The 18,883-nt window shown below is 71.9% G+C and carries 20 protein-coding genes; 11 read left to right on the top strand and 9 right to left on the bottom strand.

What is annotated here, in order from left to right; genetic code table 11:
* Positions 1–167 precede the first annotated feature (167 nt).
* The 5 genes from afsQ1 to AB0M16_RS02595 all read left to right on the top strand — a co-directional run bounded on the left by afsQ1 (position 168) and on the right by AB0M16_RS02595 (position 4,042).
* Positions 168–845, top strand: a complete 678-nt coding sequence (afsQ1, locus tag AB0M16_RS02615) for a two-component system response regulator AfsQ1 (protein WP_181019089.1) — start codon at positions 168–170, stop codon at positions 843–845.
* Complete coding sequence (locus AB0M16_RS02610; protein WP_365337876.1) at positions 842–2,401, top strand: HAMP domain-containing sensor histidine kinase; 1,560 nt, start codon at positions 842–844, stop codon at positions 2,399–2,401. The genes afsQ1 and AB0M16_RS02610 overlap by 4 nt, the downstream gene beginning before the upstream one ends.
* Positions 2,398–3,015, top strand: coding sequence for a hypothetical protein (locus AB0M16_RS02605; protein WP_365337874.1), 618 nt, complete (start codon positions 2,398–2,400; stop codon positions 3,013–3,015). Before AB0M16_RS02610 ends, AB0M16_RS02605 begins: the two co-directional genes overlap by 4 nt.
* Positions 3,016–3,155: 140 nt before the next feature.
* Entirely contained in the window at positions 3,156–3,752 is a 597-nt protein-coding gene (locus tag AB0M16_RS02600) for a VanZ family protein (protein WP_365337872.1), read from the top strand.
* Positions 3,753–3,841: 89 nt separating this feature from the next.
* On the top strand, positions 3,842–4,042 hold the full coding sequence (locus AB0M16_RS02595) for a PspC domain-containing protein (protein ID WP_365337870.1): 201 nt from the start codon (positions 3,842–3,844) through the stop codon (positions 4,040–4,042).
* A 95-nt stretch (positions 4,043–4,137) separates the two neighbouring features.
* On the opposite strand, the gene AB0M16_RS02590 is transcribed toward AB0M16_RS02595, so the two are convergent.
* On the bottom strand, positions 4,138–4,569 hold the full coding sequence (locus AB0M16_RS02590; RefSeq protein ID WP_365337868.1) for a hypothetical protein: 432 nt from the start codon (positions 4,567–4,569) through the stop codon (positions 4,138–4,140).
* A 185-nt stretch (positions 4,570–4,754) separates the two neighbouring features.
* On the bottom strand, positions 4,755–5,909 hold the full coding sequence (locus AB0M16_RS02585; RefSeq protein ID WP_365337867.1) for an adenosine deaminase: 1,155 nt from the start codon (positions 5,907–5,909) through the stop codon (positions 4,755–4,757).
* Positions 5,910–6,014: 105 nt separating this feature from the next.
* Between AB0M16_RS02585 and AB0M16_RS02580 the strand changes: the two genes are divergently transcribed.
* Both AB0M16_RS02580 and AB0M16_RS02575 read left to right on the top strand, forming a co-directional pair.
* A complete protein-coding gene (locus AB0M16_RS02580) occupies positions 6,015–6,800 on the top strand; it encodes a GNAT family N-acetyltransferase (protein WP_365337865.1) in 786 nt (261 codons plus the stop codon).
* A gap of 88 nt (positions 6,801–6,888) precedes the next feature.
* Positions 6,889–7,662, top strand: a complete 774-nt coding sequence (locus AB0M16_RS02575) for an alpha/beta hydrolase (RefSeq protein WP_365337863.1) — start codon at positions 6,889–6,891, stop codon at positions 7,660–7,662.
* Here AB0M16_RS02575 and AB0M16_RS02570 read toward each other — a convergent pair whose 3' ends face one another.
* A complete protein-coding gene (locus AB0M16_RS02570; RefSeq protein WP_365337861.1) occupies positions 7,663–8,616 on the bottom strand; it encodes a LysR family transcriptional regulator in 954 nt (317 codons plus the stop codon).
* A gap of 62 nt (positions 8,617–8,678) precedes the next feature.
* Here AB0M16_RS02570 and AB0M16_RS02565 point away from each other — a divergent pair, with 62 nt between their 5' ends.
* The 3 genes from AB0M16_RS02565 to AB0M16_RS02555 all read left to right on the top strand — a co-directional run bounded on the left by AB0M16_RS02565 (position 8,679) and on the right by AB0M16_RS02555 (position 11,771).
* Positions 8,679–9,956: an MFS transporter gene (locus tag AB0M16_RS02565; protein WP_365337859.1), complete on the top strand. Its 1,278-nt coding sequence runs from the start codon at positions 8,679–8,681 to the stop codon at positions 9,954–9,956.
* Between the two features lie 66 nt (positions 9,957–10,022).
* Complete coding sequence (locus AB0M16_RS02560) at positions 10,023–10,718, top strand: L,D-transpeptidase (RefSeq protein ID WP_365337857.1); 696 nt, start codon at positions 10,023–10,025, stop codon at positions 10,716–10,718.
* A gap of 102 nt (positions 10,719–10,820) precedes the next feature.
* Positions 10,821–11,771, top strand: coding sequence for a sigma-70 family RNA polymerase sigma factor (locus AB0M16_RS02555; RefSeq protein ID WP_365337972.1), 951 nt, complete (start codon positions 10,821–10,823; stop codon positions 11,769–11,771).
* A gap of 3 nt (positions 11,772–11,774) precedes the next feature.
* Here the strand turns inward: AB0M16_RS02555 and AB0M16_RS02550 are convergent, their stop codons facing one another.
* The gene (locus AB0M16_RS02550) at positions 11,775–12,077 is read right to left on the bottom strand and encodes an STAS domain-containing protein (protein WP_365337855.1); all 303 of its coding nucleotides are present in this window, start codon (positions 12,075–12,077) and stop codon (positions 11,775–11,777) included.
* A gap of 19 nt (positions 12,078–12,096) precedes the next feature.
* Here AB0M16_RS02550 and AB0M16_RS02545 point away from each other — a divergent pair, with 19 nt between their 5' ends.
* Complete coding sequence (locus AB0M16_RS02545; RefSeq protein ID WP_365337853.1) at positions 12,097–12,756, top strand: HAD family hydrolase; 660 nt, start codon at positions 12,097–12,099, stop codon at positions 12,754–12,756.
* A 152-nt stretch (positions 12,757–12,908) separates the two neighbouring features.
* Here AB0M16_RS02545 and AB0M16_RS02540 read toward each other — a convergent pair whose 3' ends face one another.
* The 5 genes from AB0M16_RS02540 to AB0M16_RS02520 form a co-directional block, all read right to left on the bottom strand.
* A complete protein-coding gene (locus AB0M16_RS02540) occupies positions 12,909–14,186 on the bottom strand; it encodes a thymidine phosphorylase (protein ID WP_365337851.1) in 1,278 nt (425 codons plus the stop codon).
* Positions 14,187–14,277: 91 nt separating this feature from the next.
* A complete protein-coding gene (locus AB0M16_RS02535; RefSeq protein WP_365337849.1) occupies positions 14,278–14,682 on the bottom strand; it encodes a cytidine deaminase in 405 nt (134 codons plus the stop codon).
* Positions 14,679–15,944 carry an ABC transporter permease gene (locus AB0M16_RS02530; RefSeq protein ID WP_365337847.1) on the bottom strand — a complete coding sequence of 422 codons (1,266 nt, stop codon included), beginning with the start codon at positions 15,942–15,944 and terminating at the stop codon, positions 14,679–14,681. The genes AB0M16_RS02535 and AB0M16_RS02530 overlap by 4 nt, the downstream gene beginning before the upstream one ends.
* On the bottom strand, positions 15,941–17,059 hold the full coding sequence (locus tag AB0M16_RS02525; protein WP_365337845.1) for an ABC transporter permease: 1,119 nt from the start codon (positions 17,057–17,059) through the stop codon (positions 15,941–15,943). Before AB0M16_RS02525 ends, AB0M16_RS02530 begins: the two co-directional genes overlap by 4 nt.
* On the bottom strand, positions 17,056–18,768 hold the full coding sequence (locus AB0M16_RS02520) for an ABC transporter ATP-binding protein (protein ID WP_365337843.1): 1,713 nt from the start codon (positions 18,766–18,768) through the stop codon (positions 17,056–17,058). The genes AB0M16_RS02525 and AB0M16_RS02520 overlap by 4 nt, the downstream gene beginning before the upstream one ends.
* Between the last annotated feature and the right edge of the window lie 115 nt (positions 18,769–18,883).

The following is an 18,883-nucleotide window of genomic DNA, read 5'->3' as shown; positions in this document are numbered from 1 at the left end:
CGGTTGGAGTCCGTAGGTCCTTGATGTCGAAAAGCCTGCCCGGCCGACTTCATCGCGGTGTCCGCCGACTGTCACAGCCGTGTCACAGGCGGGGGGTCGGTCGGGTCGGGAAGGGAGGACCGGCCGGACGGTCGAACTCGGACGGCCGCATGCGACAGAATGAGGCCGTGCCTTTCCTGTTGCTGATCGAGGACGACGACGCCATCCGCACGGCCCTCGAACTCTCGCTGTCCCGCCAGGGCCACCGTGTGGCCACCGCGGCGACGGGAGAGGACGGTCTGAAGCTGCTGAAGGAACAGCGGCCCGACCTGGTCGTGCTGGACGTGATGCTGCCCGGCATCGACGGTTTCGAGGTGTGCCGCCGCATCCGGCGCACGGACCAGTTGCCGATCATCCTGCTCACGGCCCGCAGCGACGACATCGACGTGGTCGTGGGCCTGGAGTCCGGTGCCGACGACTACGTGGTGAAGCCGGTGCAGGGCCGGGTGCTCGACGCCCGGATCCGTGCCGTGCTGCGGCGCGGCGAGCGGGAGTCCACCGACTCCGCCACCTTCGGCTCGCTGGTGATCGACCGCTCGGCGATGACCGTGACGAAGAACGGCGAGGACCTGCAGCTCACGCCGACCGAGCTGCGGCTGCTCCTGGAGCTGAGCCGGCGGCCCGGACAGGCCCTGTCGCGCCAGCAGTTGCTGCGGCTCGTGTGGGAGCACGACTACCTGGGCGACTCGCGGCTCGTCGACGCCTGCGTGCAGCGGCTGCGCGCCAAGGTGGAGGACGTGCCGTCCTCGCCGACCCTGATCCGTACCGTACGAGGTGTGGGCTACCGGCTGGACGTCCCTGCGTGAGCAAAGGGATCATCTCGGTGCTCAGGTTCACCAGCCTGCGCCTCCGGCTCGTCGTCGTCTTCGCCCTGGTCGCGCTCACCGCGGCCGTGTCGGCCTCCGGCATCGCGTACTGGCTCAACCGCGAGGCCGTGCTCAAGCGCACCCAGGACAGCGCCCTCAACGACTTCCGCCAGGAGATGCAGAACCGGGCGGCGTCCCTGCCGCTGCGGCCCACCGAGGACGAGCTGCGGCGCACCGCCGAGCAGATGGCGAGCGGCAGCGCCGGCTACAGCGTGCTGCTGATCGGTGAGCGGGACGCGGGCAAGCCGATCGTGGGCGCCTCGGATCCTGACAGGTTCACGCTCACGGACGTGCCGCGGTCGCTGCAGACGGCGGTGGAGACGAAGCGGCCGGTCTCGGAGGCCAACGCCTACCCGTACCACCTGTTCTGGCAGCGGACCCAGCGTGGCTCGACGCCGTACCTGGTCGGCGGGACGAAGATCGACGGCGGCGGGCCGACCGGCTACATGTTCAAGTCGCTCGCCGCGGAGAAGGCCGACCTGAACTCGCTGGCCTGGTCCCTCGGCATCGCCACCGGCCTCGCCGTGATCGGCTCGGTACTGCTCGCCCAGGTCGCGGCGACGACCGTGCTGCGTCCCGTGCACCGGCTCGGGGAGGCCGCCCGGCAGCTCGGCGAGGGCAAGCTGGACACCCGCCTGCGGGTCTCCGGCAACGACGAACTGGCCGACCTCTCCCGTACGTTCAACAGCGCGGCGGAGTCGCTCCAGAAGAAGGTCGCGGACATGAGCGCGCGGGAGGAGGCGAGCGCCCGCTTCGTCGCCGACATGTCGCACGAGCTGCGCACGCCGCTGACCGCGCTGACCGCCGTGACGGAGGTCCTGGAGGACGAGCAGGACACGCTCGACCCGATGATCGCGCCGGCCGTCGCGCTGGTCGTCAGCGAGACGCGGCGCCTCAACGACCTGGTGGAGAACCTGATGGAGGTGACCCGCTTCGACGCGGGCACCGCCCGGCTGGTCCTCGACGACGTCGACATCGCCGACCAGATCACCGCCTGCATCGACGCGCGGGCCTGGCTCGACGCGGTGGACCTGGACGCCGAGCGCGGCGTCGTGTCCCGGCTCGACCCGCGCCGCCTCGACGTGATCCTCGCCAATCTGATCGGCAACGCCCTCAAGCACGGCGGCTCGCCGGTGCGGGTGTCGGTGCGGACCGAGCGGACCGAGGACGAGAAGACCGGCGAGACCGCGGAGGAGCTGGTGATCGCGGTGCGGGACCACGGCCCCGGCATCCCCGTCGAGGTCCTGCCGCACGTCTTCGACCGCTTCTACAAGGCGAGCGCCTCCCGGCCGCGGTCGGACGGCAGCGGTCTGGGTCTGTCGATCGCCATGGAGAACGCCCTGATCCACGGCGGTTCGATCACGGCCGCCAACTCGACGGACGACGAGGGCCGGGTGGACGGCGCGGTGTTCGTGCTGCGACTGCCCCGGGACGCTTCGGGGATCGCGCGGGAACTGCAGACCCGCAGCAGCCAGGGCGAGGTGGAGGAGAGTTGAGACGTCGGCGTACGGGTGCCCTGCTCGCCCTGGGCGCGACCCTGGCCGCCGGACTGGTCACCGGCTGCGGCATCAGGACGACCTCGGTGCCGGTGGACGCGGGCGCGGCGCCCTCGCGGGTGCCGTGCAGCGTCACGGGCGCCGCGGACGAGCCCGCGGCGCAGGGAGTGCCGCTGCGGGTGTACCTGCTGTGCGGGGCCCAACTGGAGGCGGTGGACCGCCGGTCGCCGCTGCCGGAGGAGAAGGTCTCGGGCGATCCGGTCCGCACCGCCTCGGCGCTGCTCGCCCAGCTGGAGAGCGAGCCGTCGGACGAGGAGCGCCAGGCCGGTTTCACCACCGCGGTGAAGGGCCCGCTCGTGGTGAAGGCCGGCCACAAGGACGACCCGGCGGGCACGCTGCGGCTCAGCCGCCAGCCGGAGGACCTGCCTCCGACCGCGCTCGCGCAGATCGTGTGCACGTTCGCGGAGAGCGCGGCGGGCGCCTCCGGCACCGGCGGCGACTCGGTGGTCCTGGGCGGCCCCGGCACGTACGCGCCGCGGCGCTACAGCTGCCCGCGGGAGCTGAAGGAGCGTCCGGAGTCGGCGGTCCCGTCGACACCGGCCACGGCGTCCTGACCACCCCGTAAACCTTCCGCAGGGCCGGTCGTGAAGCCCGTGGGGCGCGCGGCGGAACCGATTCCGCCGGACATCGCGTCTTGGGGGGCGTGCAGCGTCAAGGTTCGGGCGGTTCGGGCAGTTCCGGCGACAGTGTCGCCGTGGTCGTACGCGTGGCGGGGTTCGTCCTCCTCCTCGCCCATCTGCTGCTCGTGGCCTGGGTGACGCTCCGCCCACGCGACGTGGCCTGGGTGACCGCGCCCAACCTGACCCCGCTGGCCGGGATCAGGGGCGACCTGGCGCTCGGCCCGGCCGAGGCCGTCCGGCGGATCGGCGGCGGGCTGCTCCTCCTGGCCCCGCTCGGGGTGCTGCTCCCGATGTCCGACGGCCGGCTCACCGTCTCGCCGTGGGCGTCCCTGACCCGGACGACGGCGGCGGGCGCGCTGGTGTCGCTGGCGGTCGAACTGCTGCAGACGGCCGTGCCCGGACAGGTCGTGGACGTGGACTCGCTCCTGCTGAACACGGTGGGCGTGGCGCTGGCGCACGTCCTGGTCGTCCCGGCCGCACGGGCACGGCTGCGCCGCGCCGGTGCGGCGGGCGCCTCCCGCGGGCCGGCTTCCGGGCCCTCGCGGGGGTCGGGTCCCTCACACGGCTCCGCGGCCGGCGCCTCCCTCGGGTCCTCCTCCGGCAGGAGGAGGAGGGAGCGGGGCTCTCAGGGGGCGACCCCGACGATTCCCAGGGTCGGGATCGCCCCGTAGACCGACGTTTTGTCCGGCACCGCGGGCCAGGATGGAGGCAGATCGGGGGCCGGACGGACGGCCCCCGCGAGACTCCGAAGGAGCCCACCATGGCCGCACTGACCCGCCCTCGTGACGGACGCGTGATCGGCGGAGTGTGCGCGGCGCTGGCCCGGCGCTTCGGCATCTCCGCCTGGACGATGCGCGTGATCTTCCTGGCCTCGTGCCTGCTGCCCGGCCCGCAGTTCCTGCTCTACCTGGCGCTGTGGGTGCTGCTGCCGGCGGAGAAGTCGCCGAGCCCGGCCTGGTAGCCGACGCGCGTACCCGGTACGTCCGCACACAAGCCCGAGGGCGCCCCTCCCGGTCATGGGAGGGGCGCCCTCGGGCGTGTTGTGCGCGGGGCGCCTCAGAGCGGCAGGCCGCCGCCCAGGCCGCCGCCGAGCACGGAGCCCACCGGCAGGCCGCCGAGGAGGCCGCCGGCCGCGCCGAGCGGGGTGGCCGCGAGGCCGCTCTGCGCGCCTTCGAGCGGCAGGTCCTGGGCCTGCTTCTGCAGCTCGCCCGGGAGGTTGTCGGCCTGCTCGACCGCACCCGGCAGGGCGTTCACACCCTGCTCGACACCGGAGCCGAGGGCGGTCTCGCCGCCACCGAGGGCCTCGGCCGCACCGTCGGGGAGCTCGGTGACGCCGTCGCCCAGCGGCGCGACGCTGGTGACCAGACCCAGCGCGTCGGTGCCGACCGGCAGCGAGGCCGGGGCGGCGGCGGCCGTTCCGGCGGCGGCAGCGGCGAAAGCGGCACCGAGCGCGGCGACACCGAGCGTCTTGGCGGCAGACTGCTTCATCAGAAAATCTTCCTCGGGAATCTCGGGTGCGTCTCGGGGCACGGGAGGGCCCTGAGAACATGGGGAATTCGGGGAATGCAGAGTGGCTACGCAAACTAACCAGCAAAGTTGCGCACCGCAAACACCGAAATGCGGCCGGGCGCGCCACGCCCGGCCGCCGCGCTGCCCGCCCCCGAGGCGGCCGGTCAGCCCGCCTGAGGAGAAGAGTCGCTGGTGGTGGCCGTCTGCTGGAACAGCCATTCGGACTTCAGCTCGGCATACCCCGGCTTGATCACGTCATTGATCATCGCCAGTCGTTCATCGAAAGGAATGAACGCTGATTTCATCGCATTGACCGTGAACCACTGCATGTCGTCGAGCGTGTAGTCGAATGCCTCGACCAGGAATTCGAATTCGCGGCTCATGCTGGTGCCGCTCATCAGGCGGTTGTCGGTGTTGACCGTGGCACGGAAGTGCAGCTTGCGGAGCAGCCCGATGGGGTGCTCCGCGTAGGAGGCCGCGGCGCCGGTCTGCAGGTTCGAGGTGGGGCACATCTCCAGCGGGATGCGCTTGTCCCGGACGTACGCGGCGAGCCGGCCGAGGGCCACCGAGCCGTCGTCGGCGACCTCGATGTCGTCGATGATCCGCACGCCGTGACCGAGCCGGTCGGCGCCGCACCACTGGAGGGCCTGCCAGATCGACGGCAGACCGAAGGCCTCTCCGGCGTGGATGGTGAAGTGGTTGTTCTCCCGCTTGAGGTACTCGAAGGCGTCGAGGTGACGGGTGGGCGGGAAGCCGGCCTCGGCGCCCGCGATGTCGAAGCCGACGACACCGGAGTCGCGGTAACGGTTGGCGAGTTCGGCGATCTCCAGCGCGCGGGCGGCGTGCCGCATCGCGGTGAGCAGCGCGCCCACCCGGATGCGGTGCCCGTTGGCCCGGGCCTGCCGCTCGCCCTCGCGGAAGCCCTCGTTGACGGCCTCGACGACCTCTTCGAGGGTGAGACCGGCCTCCAGGTGCTGCTCGGGGGCGTAGCGGACCTCGGCGTAGACGACGCCGTCCTCGGCGAGGTCGACCGCGCACTCGGCGGCGACGCGGACGAGGGCCTCGCGGGTCTGCATGACGGCGCAGGTGTGCGCGAAGGTCTCCAGGTAGCGCTCCAGGGAGCCGGAGTCGGCGGCCTCGCGGAACCAGATGCCGAGCTTGTCGGGCTCGGTCTCGGGGAGGCTCTCGTAGCCCTGGGTCCGGGCGAGTTCGATGATCGTGCCGGGGCGCAGACCGCCGTCGAGGTGGTCGTGCAGCAGGACCTTCGGGGCGCGACGGATCTGGTCCGCCGAGGGGGTGCTGGGGATCTGGCTCGTCATTTCCGCACTCTAGCGCCTACGCGCGTAGAGCGCGCCCCGTCGCGCCGGATCGGCCAGCCGGAATTTCCGGTGCGGCCACCGGCCGCGCGCACCTAGCCTGCCGGTATGACCACACCATCGGACGCGTCCGACGCCGACCCCGAACTGCGCCGGATCCAGGCCTTCCTGATCGCGTTCACCCGCCGGCAGGCCGAGCGGACCGTCGAATTCCCCGGCTGCTTCGCCGCGCTCGACGACACCTTCGCACTGTCCCACGGCAACAACAACGTCCTGGTCGACGGCGCGCCCGACCCCGAGACCCTGCCCGCCGTGGTCGAAGAGGCCATGTCCCATCTGGCGCACCGCAGCGTCTACGTCCCGGACACGGCCGTCGCGGAAGCCTGCTCCGGTCCCCTCGCCCGGGCCGGCTACACCCGCACCGCCGTCCTCGTCATGCGCCACACCGGCCCGGTCCCGGAGCTCGGCGGCGCCCGCGAGGTGGACCTGCCGGCCCTGCGCGGCCCCGTGGCCGAGAGCTGGAAGCGTTTCCTGCCGGACGCCGACGCCGACACGGTCCACGCGCTGGTGGAACGCCGCGCGGCCCGCCGCCGCGGCGCCGACGACGTCCGCTTCCTGGCCTCCCACGACGAGTACGGCGAGGTCGCCTCCTGGGCGGACCTCTACATGGACCCGGCCTCGGGTGTCGCCCAGATCGAGGACCTCGTCACGGCCGGGACCCACCTCGGCCAGGGCCACGCCGGAGTCGTCCTGGACACCGCCGTCCGTCTGGCCGCGACCGCCGGCTGCACCACGACCTTCCTCACCGCCATGGCCGACGACTGGCCACGGCACTGGTACGCGCGGAAGGGCTTTGTCACGGTCGGCGAGATGCACTGCTTCGAACGGGCATAGGAGAGGCGGGCGTTCGCCCGGCCGACGATACGTAACAGAGACCGCGCGTACGGGTGGTGTACACCTCCGCTTCTGAGACTGTTCTGTCATGGCGCACTACGCACTTGTGGGACCGAGCGACTCCCGGAGACCCCGGCTCGGGCGGCCCGTCGGAGCCACGAACCCGGTGACCGAGGCGGGCGGGGTGGTCCTGCTGCTTCCGGACGGCGAGCCCGCGTCGGGGCGGCGGGCCTCGGTCCGGGCGCACGCGACGGTGCTGCCGCTGGGACGGCAGTTGGTGCGGGCCGGCCGGTCGGACGGGCTCGTCGCGCACGTCGTCCGCTACCGGGGGCGCGGATGGAACGGCACGGACGCGCAGTTGGCGGCGGACGCCTCCTGGGCGGTGGCCGAGGCGGTGCGGCGGTACGGGGACGTGCCGGTGTGCCTCGCCGGGCGCGGCATGGGCGCCCGGGCGGCACTGCGCGCCGGGGGGCACACGGCGGTGGCCGCGGTGCTGGCGGTCGCCCCGTGGCTGCCGGAGGACGACCGGGCGGCCGAGCCGGAGCCCGTGCGGCAACTGGTGGGCCGGAGGGTGCTGATCGTGCACGGCACGAACGACGCCCGGACCGACCCCGAGCTGTCCTACCGCTACGCCGAGCGGGCCAAGAAGTCGAACCGGGACACCTGCCGCTTCGAGGTGCACGCGGACGGGCACGCACTGCGCCAGTACCACGACGAAGTCCACGCCCTGGCAGCCGACTTCGCGCTCTGGGCGCTGTTCGGGCACGCGCCGAGCCGGCCGCTCGCGGACGCGATGGCCGCGCCGCCGCCGTTGGGACTGCGGATGCCGCTGGCGGCGGGTTTCGGGCGCTCGCTCCGGTAGTCACTCGGGCAGCAGGCTGCCCCGCTTGCTCAGCAGGAACTTCTTGAAGGCCGCGACGGGCGGGGTGTCCGGGTGCCCGTCGAGCCAGGCCACGCCGATCTCGCGGACCGCGCGCGGCGAGGTCACGCCCAGTTCGACGACGCCGGGGCGGGCGACGGCCGGCGGCGGGAGGAGGGCGACGCCGAGGCCCGCGGCGACCAGTCCGCGCAGGGTCTCGGCCTCCTCGCCCTCGAAGGCGACCCGCGGTGTGAAGCCCGCCTGGGCGCACAGGTCGTCGGTGATGCGGCGGAGTCCGTAGCCGGGTTCCAGCGTCACGAAGGTCTCGTCGGCGGCCTCGGCCAGGCGGATGCGCTTGCGGGAGGCGAGGCGGTGGTCGTCGGGGACGACGAGCCGCAGCCGCTGTTCGTCCAGGCGGCGGGCGACCAGGTCGGGGGCGTCCGGCACGGGCGAGGTGAGGCACAGGTCGAGGTCGCCGGCCCGGAGCCGTTCGATCATCGCCTCGCCGTAGTTCTGCACCAGGGTGAAGCGGACCTTGGGGTGGTCGACCCGGAAGGCGCGGATGAGCCCGGGCACGGTCTCGGAGCCCATGGTGTGCAGGAAGCCGAAGGCGACCCGGCCGGCCGTGGGGTCGGCGTCGGCCCGTACGGAGTCGGCGGCCCGCTCGACCTCGGTGAGCGCGCGTTCGGCGGAGGAGAGGAAGCGGCGGCCGGCGGGGGTGAGGGAGACCGTGCGGCCGCGGCGGGCGAACAGGGCGACGCCGAGGTCCTCTTCGAGCCGGACCACGGCCCGGGAGAGGGTCGACTGCGGCACGCCCATCTCGGCGGCGGCGCGGGTCACGTGCTCGTGCCGGGCGACGGCGGCGAAGTACGCGAGCCGGGGCGCCAGCAGCAGTCCCATGTCTTCTTCGTTACTGTTCGGTGACAGGCGAGGCTGTGACCTGTACTCATGCAGCATGGGAACGATTACAGCAGTTCCGTGCATTGGACGCATGAAGCGGGGCGTCCTACGTTCGAGACATGCCTGACGCCAGTACCAAGGCGGCCGCCACCAGCACGGTCGCCGAATCCAGCCCCGCCGAGTCCCGTCTCGCCCCCGGCGCCCCCGGCTACCGCCGGATGAGCCTCGCGCTGTTCGCCGCCGGAGTGGCCACCTTCGCCCTCCTCTACTCCACGCAGGCGCTCCTCCCCGCCGTCTCGGCCGCGTTCGGCGCCACCGCGTCGGCCGCCTCCTGGACGGTGTCCGCCGCGACCGGCGCGCTCGCCCTGTGCGTCCTGCCCCTCAGTGCGCTGTCCGAGCGCTTCGGGCGCCGCTCGATGATGACGGTGTCGCTCGCGGTCGCCGTCGCCGTCGGCCTCCTCGTGCCGCTGGCCCCGAACCTGGAGAGCCTGGTCGCGCTGCGCGCGCTGCAGGGCGCCGCCCTCGCCGGCGTGCCGGCCTCGGCGATGGCGTTCCTGGCCGAGGAGGTGCGGCCGAGGGCGCTGGTCGCGGCGATCGGCCTGTTCGTCGCGGGCAACTCCATCGGCGGCATGAGCGGCCGGATCGTCACCGGCTGGGTGGCCCAGCTGTGGGGCTGGCGGGCCGGTCTGGCGGCCGTCGGCCTGATGGCCGCGGTGTGCGCGCTCGCCTTCCGGGCGCTGCTGCCGAAGGCGCGGCACTTCACCCCCGGCCCGCTCGCCCCGAGGGCGCTGGCGAGGAGCGTCCGCGGGCACCTCGCGGATCCGCTGCTGCTGCGTCTGTACGCGATCGGCGCGCTGTTCATGACGGTGTTCGGCGCCGTGTACACGGTGATCGGCTACCGCCTGGTCGAGGCGCCGTTCTCGCTGCCGCAGGGCGTGGTCGGCTCGATCTTCCTCGTCTACCTGGTCGGTACGGTCTCCTCGGCCGCGGCCGGCAAGCTGGTCGGCCGGATGGGCCGGCGCGGGGCGCTCTACCTCGCGGTCTCCACGACGACGGCCGGCCTGCTGCTCTCGCTCGCCGACGCGCTGCCCGCGGTGCTCGCGGGGCTGGTCCTGATCACGGCCGGCTTCTTCGCGGGACACGCGGTCGCCTCGTCCTCGGTGAGCCGTACGGCCAGGACGGGCCGCGCGCAGGCCTCGGCGCTCTACCAGTCCGCGTACTACCTGGGCAGCAGCGCGGGCGGCACGCTCGGCGCGGTGGCCTTCCACGCGGGCGGCTGGGCCGGGACGGTCCTGCTCGGTCTGGTCGCGGTACTCGGGGTCGTGTCGATCACGCTCTACGGGACGCGCAGCGCGCGGGCGGAGGCCCGACGTCACGGACTGGCCACGGTGGCCTGAGGCACTGCAACTGTTCGACTCCCCCGAGCGTCAAACGGGTCAGGACTCTAGGGGGAGTTGACGATCATGAACGGAATACGCAGACGCGCGGGCATCGGGCTCGCGGTCACGTCTCTGGTGGTACCCATGACGGTGGCGCTCGCCGCCACGCCGGCACAGGCCGCGTCGTGCAACGTCACGACCGGCCCGTACCAGAAGCAGGTGGAGAAGTTCCTCGGCCGGCCGGTCGACGGCAAGCAGTCCCTCGCCGACTGCAAGGCCATCCAGGCCTTCCAGGCCAAGCACGGGATCACCCCGACCCAGGGGTACGCCGGGACGATCACCTGGCGGACGATGTCCACGATGCTCGCGCAGCGCGCGGCCGGGACCAATCCCAACAAGGACCGCAAGTGTCCGACCAACAAGGGCCGGATCGCCTGTGTCGACCTGACCCGCCAGCTCAGCTGGATCCAGGACGGCTCCAAGCTGAAGTACGGCCCGGTGCCGGTGCGCACGGGCCGGGACGGCTCCGAGACGCGGACCGGCGCGAAGAAGATCTACTGGCGCAACATCAACCACTGGTCGACGCTTTACCACGTGTCGATGCCGTACGCGCAGTTCTTCGACGGCGGCCAGGCCTTCCACTCGGTCACCAAGTCGATGTGGAACCCGCCGGGTTCGGCCGGCTGCGTCAACATGACGCAGAAGGACGCCAAGGCGTACTGGAGCCTGCTCCGCAACGGTGACGACGTGTTCGTGTACGGGCGCAAGCCGGGCACCTGACGGGAACCGGCCCCGGTTGTCAGTGGCCTGCGGTAGCTTCCCCTCATCGGCGTCGAACGGGCGCCGGTGAGGGGCGAGCGGGGTGGACCGGTGGCTGCGCAGATGACCGAGGACCTGGAGAAGTACCGCACGGAGCTGACCGGTTACTGCTACCGGATGCTGGGCTCCGCCTTCGAGGCGGAGGACGCCGTGCAGGACACGATGGTCCGCGCCTGGCGCTCGCTCGACTCCTTCGAGGGCCGCTCCTCCCTCCGCTCGTGGCTGTACCGGATCGCCACGAACGTGTGCCTGGACTCGCTCACCGCGGGCAATCGGCGGGCCCGTCCGATGGATCTGACGGACCCGACGCCGGTCGCGCAGGCCCGGCTCAACGAGCGCCCGGAGGTCACCTGGCTGGAGCCGGTGCCGGACGGCCGCGTGCTGCCCTCGGTGGCCGACCCGGCGGAGACCGCGGTCTCGCGCGAGACGGTGCGGCTGGCGTTCGTGGCCGCCCTGCAGTATCTGCCGCCGAAGCAGCGGGCGGTGCTGATCCTGCGCGAGGTGCTCGCCTGGAAGGCGAGCGAGGTGGCCGAGCTGCTGGGTCTCACCGTCGCCGCGGTCAACAGCGCGTTGCAGCGGGCCCGTGCGACCATCGCGGACCAGGCCCCGGCCGCGTCGGACGCCGCGGACCCGCTGGACGAGGAGCAGAAGGCCCTGCTCGACCGCTATGTGGCCGCCTTCGAGGGCTACGACATGCAGGCCTTGACGGCGCTCCTCCACGAGGACGCGACGATGTCCATGCCGCCCTACGACCTGTGGCTGCGCGGCCACGAGGACATCGTGGGCTGGATGCTCGGCGTCGGCGAGGTGTGCCGCGGCTCGAAGCTCGTGCCGACCGTGGCGAACGGCCAGCCGGCCTTCGCGCACTACCACCCGGACCCGGAGGGCGGCTTCGCGCCGTGGGCGCTGATCGTCCTCCAGCTGAACGACGGGAAGATCGGCGGGATGGACTTCTTCCTGGACACGAAGCGCTGGTTCCCGCTGTTCGACCTCCCGGAGCGCCTCGACGCCTGACGCTCACAGGAGCTCGTCGAGCCCGACGAGCCGGAGCACCCCGCGCAGCTCCGGAGCGGCGCCCCGGAACTCGAGTCGGTGGCCGCGCCGCCGTGCGGCGAGCCGCACCCGCGCGAGCGCGTCCACGGCGGTGAGATCGGCCCGCACGAGTCCCCCGATCTCGCAGACGACGCGGCAGGGCTCGGCCGCGTCGAGCAGGGCACAGAGGCGGCCGACGTCGTCCGGGTCGGGCCGCCCGGAGAGCCGCAGTTCAAGAGTGCGAGACGTGTCCACACCTGGCAGACCGCTGGCGTGCCCGGAACTCATCGCCCCGTAGGCTCGGGCCATGACTCATGATCGCGTCGAACTGGTGATCTTCGACTGTGACGGTGTTCTGGTGGACAGCGAGCGGATCTACTGCCGGGTGGACCGGCAGGTCTTCGCGGAGCTGGGCGCCGACTTCACGGAGGCCGAGCTGGTGGAGCACTTCGTGGGCTCCCCGACGGAGATCTGGACCGCGCTGGTGGAGGAGCGCCGCGGTCGCCCGCTCCCCGCGGACTGGCACGCCCCCTTCCGCGACCTGTACGAGCAGGCGCTCGACGCGGAGCTCACGGTGGTCGAAGGCGTCACGGAGGTCCTGGACGCGTTGTCCGTCCCGTACTGCCTGGCCTCGAACGGCAGCCATGCCTCGATCCGCCGCAATCTGACCCGCACGGGCCTCCTGGACCGTTTCGAGGGCCGCGTCTTCAGTGCCCGCGACGTGGCCCGGGGGAAGCCGGCGCCGGACCTCTTCCTGCACGCGGCGGCTTCGATGGGGGTGCCGCCGGAGCGCTGCGCGGTCGTCGAGGACAGCGCGTACGGTGTCCGGGCGGCCCGCGCGGCCGGCATGCGCGCCTTCGGCTACTGCGGGGGTCTGACCCGGGCGGAGCGGCTGGCGGGCCCGGGCACGCGGGTCTTCGGCCACATGCGGGAGCTGCCGGGGCTGCTGGGGGCGGTCCACTCGTAGCCGGGGGAGGAGTGGTCGACGGTGAGTGCGCCCATGACGGTCTCCCCTCTCGGCGCGTCACCGGTCCCAGCATGCCGAACGGGGTCGATGGACGTCCATCGACCCCGTTCGCCCGAAGGCGTCACCGGCACATGCCAGAGGCGATCACGGCGTCACGCGATGCGGTCCAGCACGATCGGGTTCGGCGTGAAGGACGTGCCCTCCGGGGCGATGTCCCAGGCCGCGTCCAGGGACTGCAGGGCGTACTCGAACTTCTCCGGGGTGTCCGTGTGGAGGGTCAGGAGGGGCTGGCCCGCGGTGACGGTGTCGCCCGGCTTGGCGTGCAGCTCGACGCCGGCACCGGCCTGCACCGGGTCCTCCTTGCGGGCGCGGCCGGCGCCGAGGCGCCAGGCGGCGATGCCGATGTCGTAGGCGTCGAGGCGGGTCAGGACGCCGGAGGACGGGGCCGTCACGACGTGCTGCTCGCGGGCGACCGGGAGGGTGGCGTCCGGGTCGCCGCCCTGGGCGGCGATCATGCGGCGCCAGACGTCCATCGCGGAGCCGTCCGCGAGGGCCTTCGCCGGGTCGGCGTCCTTGATGCCGGCCGCGGCCAGCATCTCGCGGGCGAGGGCGACGGTGAGCTCGACGACGTCCGCCGGGCCACCGCCCGCGAGGACCTCGACCGACTCGCGGACCTCGAGCGCGTTGCCGGCGGTGAGGCCGAGCGGCGTCGACATGTCGGTGAGCAGGGCGACCGTCTTGACGCCGCTGTCCGTGCCGAGGGCGACCATGGTGGAGGCGAGCTCGCGGGCGTCCTCGATGTTCTTCATGAAGGCGCCGGTGCCGACCTTCACGTCCAGGACCAGGGAGCCGGTGCCCTCGGCGATCTTCTTCGACATGATCGAGGAGGCGATGAGCGGGATGGCCTCGACCGTGCCCGTGACGTCGCGGAGCGCGTAGAGCTTCTTGTCCGCCGGCGCCAGGCCGTCGCCCGCCGCGCAGATCACCGCGCCGGTCGTGTCGAGGACGTGCAGCATCTCCTCGTTGGAGAGCAGCGCGCGCCAGCCCGGGATCGACTCCAGCTTGTCGAGGGTTCCGCCGGTGTGGCCGAGGCCGCGGCCGGAGAGCTGCGGGACGGCCGCGCCGCACGCGGCGACCAGCGGGGCGAGCGGCAGGGTGATCTTGTCGCCGACGCCGCCGGTGGAGTGCTTGTCGGCGGTGGGGCGGGAGAGCGCGTCGAAGTTCATGCGCTCGCCGCTCGCGATCATCGCGGCGGTCCAGCGGGCGATCTCGTCGCGGTTCATGCCGTTCAGCAGGATGGCCATGGCCAGGGCGGACATCTGCTCGTCGGCGACCACGCCGCGGGTGTAGGCGTCGATGACCCAGTCGATCTGCTCCGGGCTCAGCTCGCCCTTGTCCCGCTTGGTGCGGATGACGGAGATGACGTCCATGGTGGTGCCTCTTTCTACGCGCATAGAGGGTGGTGCGGGGAGGAAGACGGGAGCGGCCCCTCCATGGTGGCGGAAGGGCCGCTCCTCGGTACTACTTCGACAGGTGGTCCGGGCCGAAGGCCTGCGGCAGCATCTCGGCCAGCGTCGTGAACCCGGCGGGCGTCTCCAGGACGAGCTCGGGTCCCCCGAACTCGTACAGCAGCTGCCTGCACCGGCCGCACGGCACCAGCGGGCCGCCGCTGCCGTCCACGCACACGAAGTGCGTCAGCCGGCCGCCGCCGGTCGCCTGGAGCTCCGACACCAGGCCGCACTCGGCGCACAGCCCGAGTCCGAACGAGGCGTTCTCCACGTTGCAGCCGGCGACCACCCGCCCGTCGTCGACGAGCGCCGCCGCGCCGACCGGGAAGCCGGAGTACGGGGCGTAGGCCCGGGACATCACCCGGCGCGCCGTCGTCCGCAGCAGCTCCCAGTCCGGCTCGGGGGCGGCCGGGGTCACTTGCCCTGGCCCTTCCGGTACGGCAGACCGTCCGCCTTCGGCATCCGCAGCCGCTGCGCCGACAGGGCCAGCACGAGCAGCGTGGTGACGTACGGGGCGGCGTCGACGAACTGGCTCGGGACCTCGTCGGTCAGCACGTACCAGAAGAAGAAGCCGACGGCGAAGACGGCGCCGATCGCGGCGACCACCCACTTCTTCCGGTACATCTGCCACAGCGCGGCGATCACCAGGAGCAGGGCGACGAGCAGCAGCAGCGCGTGGACGTTCTCGGCGCCGCCGCGCAGCTTCAGGCTGTCGGTGAAGCCGAACAGGCCGGCGCCCATCGCCATGCCGCCCGGCATCCAGTTGCCGAAGATCATCGCGGCGAGACCGATGTAACCGCGACCGCCGGTCTGGCCCTCCTGGTAGATGCCGGTGGAGACGATCGCCAGGAACGCGCCGCCGAGGCCCGCGAGGGCGCCGGAGACGGTGACGGCGATGTACTTGTACTTGTAGACGTTCACGCCGAGGGACTCGGCCGCCACCGGGTTCTCACCGCAGGAGCGCAGCCGCAGGCCGAAGGCCGTGCGCCACAGCACCCACCAGGTGCCCGGGATCAGCAGGATCGCGACCACGGTCAGCAGCGACAGGTTGGTCACCAGACCGCCGACGATGCCGGCCAGGTCGGAGATCAGGAACCAGTGCTTGGCCTGGAGGTCCTGCAGCCAGTCCGAGAGGCCCGGGATGGTGATCTCGGTGATCTGGTCGATGCGCGGGGACTGCTTGGAGGAGCCGCCCTCGGCCTCGGCGAACGTGAAGTTCGACAGGTACTGGGTGAAGCCGACCGCGAGGATGTTGATCGCCACACCGGAGACGATGTGGTTCACGTTGAACGTGACGGTGATGATCGCGTGCAGCAGGCCGCCCAGCGCACCGCCGAGCAGACCGACGAGGACACCGGTCCACGGACCCCACTGGTAGCCGGCCCAGGCGCCGAACCAGGTGCCGAGGACCATCATGCCCTCGAGACCGATGTTGACGACGCCCGCGCGCTCGGACCACAGACCGCCGAGACCGGCGAGGCCGATCGGCACGGCGAGCTGGAGCGCGCCGGAGACCTGGCCGACCGAGGTGAGGTCGTTGGCCCCGGAGACGACCCGGACCAGGGAGAACAGGACGAGACCGGCCGCGACGATCAACAGGATCCAGGGCCAGGTCAGCTTGCGGCGGCCGCCCGCCTTCTTGGGCGCGGCGCTCGGCTTGGTGGCGGTGCCCGTGCTCATGCCGCAACCTCCTTGTCGGTCTTGATGGCGCCGCCGGCGGCGAGTTCCTCGCCGACCTTCTGCTGCTGGCGGCGGAGGCCGTAACGGCGGACGAGTTCGTAGGAGACGACCACGGCGATCACGATGATGCCCTGCATGATCTGCGTGATCTCCTTCGGATAGCCCGCGACGTCGAGCGACGACGACGCCTTCTCCAGGAAGGCGAACAGGAGGGCCGCGAAGAGGATGCCGACCGGGTGGTTGCGGCCGAGCAGGGCGACGGTGATGGCGGTGAAGCCGACGCCGACGGGGAAGTCGAGGCTGTAGGTGTGGGTCTCGCCGAGCAGGGTCGGCATGCCGGACAGACCGGCGAGGGCGCCGGAGAGCAGCATCGAGGTGAGGATCATCTTCTTGGCGTCGACACCGCTCGCCTGGGCGGCGGACTCGCTGGCGCCGGTGGCGCGCAGGTCGAAGCCGAACTTGGTCCGGTTGAGGACGAACCAGTAGACGACGCCGAGCGCCAGGGCGACGAAGGTGAAGCCGTAGATCTCTCCGTTGCCCTCGCCCATGTCGATGCCCGGGAACCAGCCGGACTCGGAGATCTCACCGGTGGTGAGGTTGTTGGAGCCCTCCGGCTGGACGCCGAAGTTCTTCGGCAGGATCAGCCAGGCCACCAGAGAGGTCGCGATCGCGTTGAGCATGATCGTCGAGACGACCTCGGAGACACCGCGGGTGGTCTTCAGGATGCCGGCGATGCCGGCCCAGAAGGCGCCGGTGAGGATCGCGACGAGCACGATCACCAGGATGTGCAGCGGGCCGGGCAGCTCGATCGAGGCACCGACCAGGGCGGAGACCATCGCGGCGAGCCGGTACTGGCCGTCGACGCCGATGTTGAAGAGGTTCATCCGGAAGCCGATGGCGACGGCGAGCGCCGCCAGGTAGAGGATTCCGGTGTAGTTGACGATCAGGACCTGGATATCGGAGTACCCGGCGTTCTCGATCATCAGCCGGATCGGCTCGATGGGGTCGAGGCCGGTCGCGAGCAGCACCAGCACGGTGAGCACGAACGAGGTGACCAGGGCGAGCACCGGGCCCGCGGCCCCGATGATCAGCTTGTCCTTGTCGATTTTCATCATCGGGCGTCACCGTCTTCGGGCTGCTCTTCGGTGCCTTCGAGCTGGCCGGTGGCCGCGCCGGTCATGGCGGAGCCCAGCTGCTCGGGCGTGATGGTGGCGGGGTCGGCGTCCGCGACGAGCTTGCCGCGGTACATGACCTTGAGGGTGTCGGACAGGCCGATGAGCTCGTCGAGGTCGGCGGAGATCAGCAGCACGGCCAGGCCCTCGCGGCGGGCGTCGCGGATCGCGTCCCAGATCTGCGCCTGGGCGCCGACGTCCACACCGCGCGTGGGGTGGGCGGCGATCAGGAACTTCGGGGCGTGGCTCATCTCGCGGCCGACGATCAGCTTCTGCTGGTTGCCGCCGGACAGGGAGGCGGCGGTGACGTCGATGCCGGGGGTGCGGACGTCGTACTCGCGCACGATCCGCTCGGTGTCCTTGCGGGCGGCCTTCGGGTCGAGGATGCCGCGCTTGGAGTTGGGCGCCTCGGTGACGTGACCGAGGATGCGGTTCTCCCAGAGCGGGGCCTCGAGGAGCAGGCCGTGGCGGTGACGGTCCTCGGGGATGTAACCGATGCCGCCCTCGCGGCGCCTGCGCACCGAGAGCGCCGAGATGTCGTCGCCGTCGAGGGTGATGACACCCGCGTCGGGGCTGTTCATGCCCATGAGGGCTTCGATGAGCTCGGTCTGGCCGTTGCCCTCGACGCCGGCGATGCCCAGGATCTCGCCCTTGTGGATGGTCAGGGCGATGTCGTCGAGGAGCTTGCGGCCCTCGCCGACCTCCTGCACCCCGACCGCGCCGGACGGGTCCGGCGGCGCGGCCGTGGTCAGCGGCGCGGCGGCCGCGGCGCCGGCCTCGGTCAGCGTCAGCCCCTGGACGCGGAGCATGGGCACGTCGGTGACGGTCGACTCGCGGGTCTCCGGCGACGGCAGCTCGGTACCGACCATCAGCTCGGCGAGCTGCTTGGTGGTGGCGGTCTTCGGGTCGGCGGTGCCCACGGTGGTGCCGCGGCGGATGACGGTGATGTCGTCGGCGACCTTCAGGACCTCGCCCAGCTTGTGCGAGATGAAGATGACGGTCAGGCCCTCGGCCTTGAGCTCGCGCAGGTTGTCGAAGAGCGCGTCGACCTCCTGCGGGACCAGCACGGCGGTCGGCTCGTCGAGGATGAGGATCTTGGCGCCGCGGTAGAGGACCTTGAGGATCTCCACGCGCTGCCGGTCGGCGACGCCGAGGTCCTCGACCAGCGCGTCGGGGCGGACGCCGAGGCCGTACGCCTCGGAGATCTCCTTGATCTTCTTGCGGGCCTTGGCACCGATGCCGTAGAGCTTCTCGCCGCCGAGGACGACGTTCTCCAGGACGGTGAGGTTGTCGGCGAGCATGAAGTGCTGGTGCACCATGCCGATGCCGCGCGCGATGGCATCGCCGGGGCTGGAGAAGCTGACCTGCTCGCCGTCGATGGCGATGGTGCCCTCGTCCGGCTTCTGCATGCCGTAGAGGATCTTCATCAGGGTCGACTTGCCGGCACCGTTCTCGCCGATGAGGGCATGCACGGTGCCCTTGCGGACGGTGATGGCGATGTCCTTGTTGGCGACGACGCCGGGGAAGCGCTTGGTGATGCCGTGGAGTTCTACGGCAGGGGGGCTGGACGCGTTGATGGCGCACTCTCCTTGGCCGGAAGGAGCGGGAGCGGACGGGCAGGGCGGGGCGAAGTTATCGTGCCGCTGGGACATCTACACGCGTAGCACTGCCGAAAATTGAAAACCCGTACGGGAATGGGTCCGGGGCCCGGCTCCGGTGGGGGCGTCCCACCGTCGCCGGGCCCTCGGTTCAGGTCTGACCTGGGCG

Origin of the sequence: Streptomyces sp. NPDC051921 (genome assembly GCF_040680975.1) — a bacterium.
Classification (GTDB): domain Bacteria; phylum Actinomycetota; class Actinomycetes; order Streptomycetales; family Streptomycetaceae; genus Streptomyces.
This window is presented reverse-complemented; position numbering and strand designations above follow the sequence as displayed.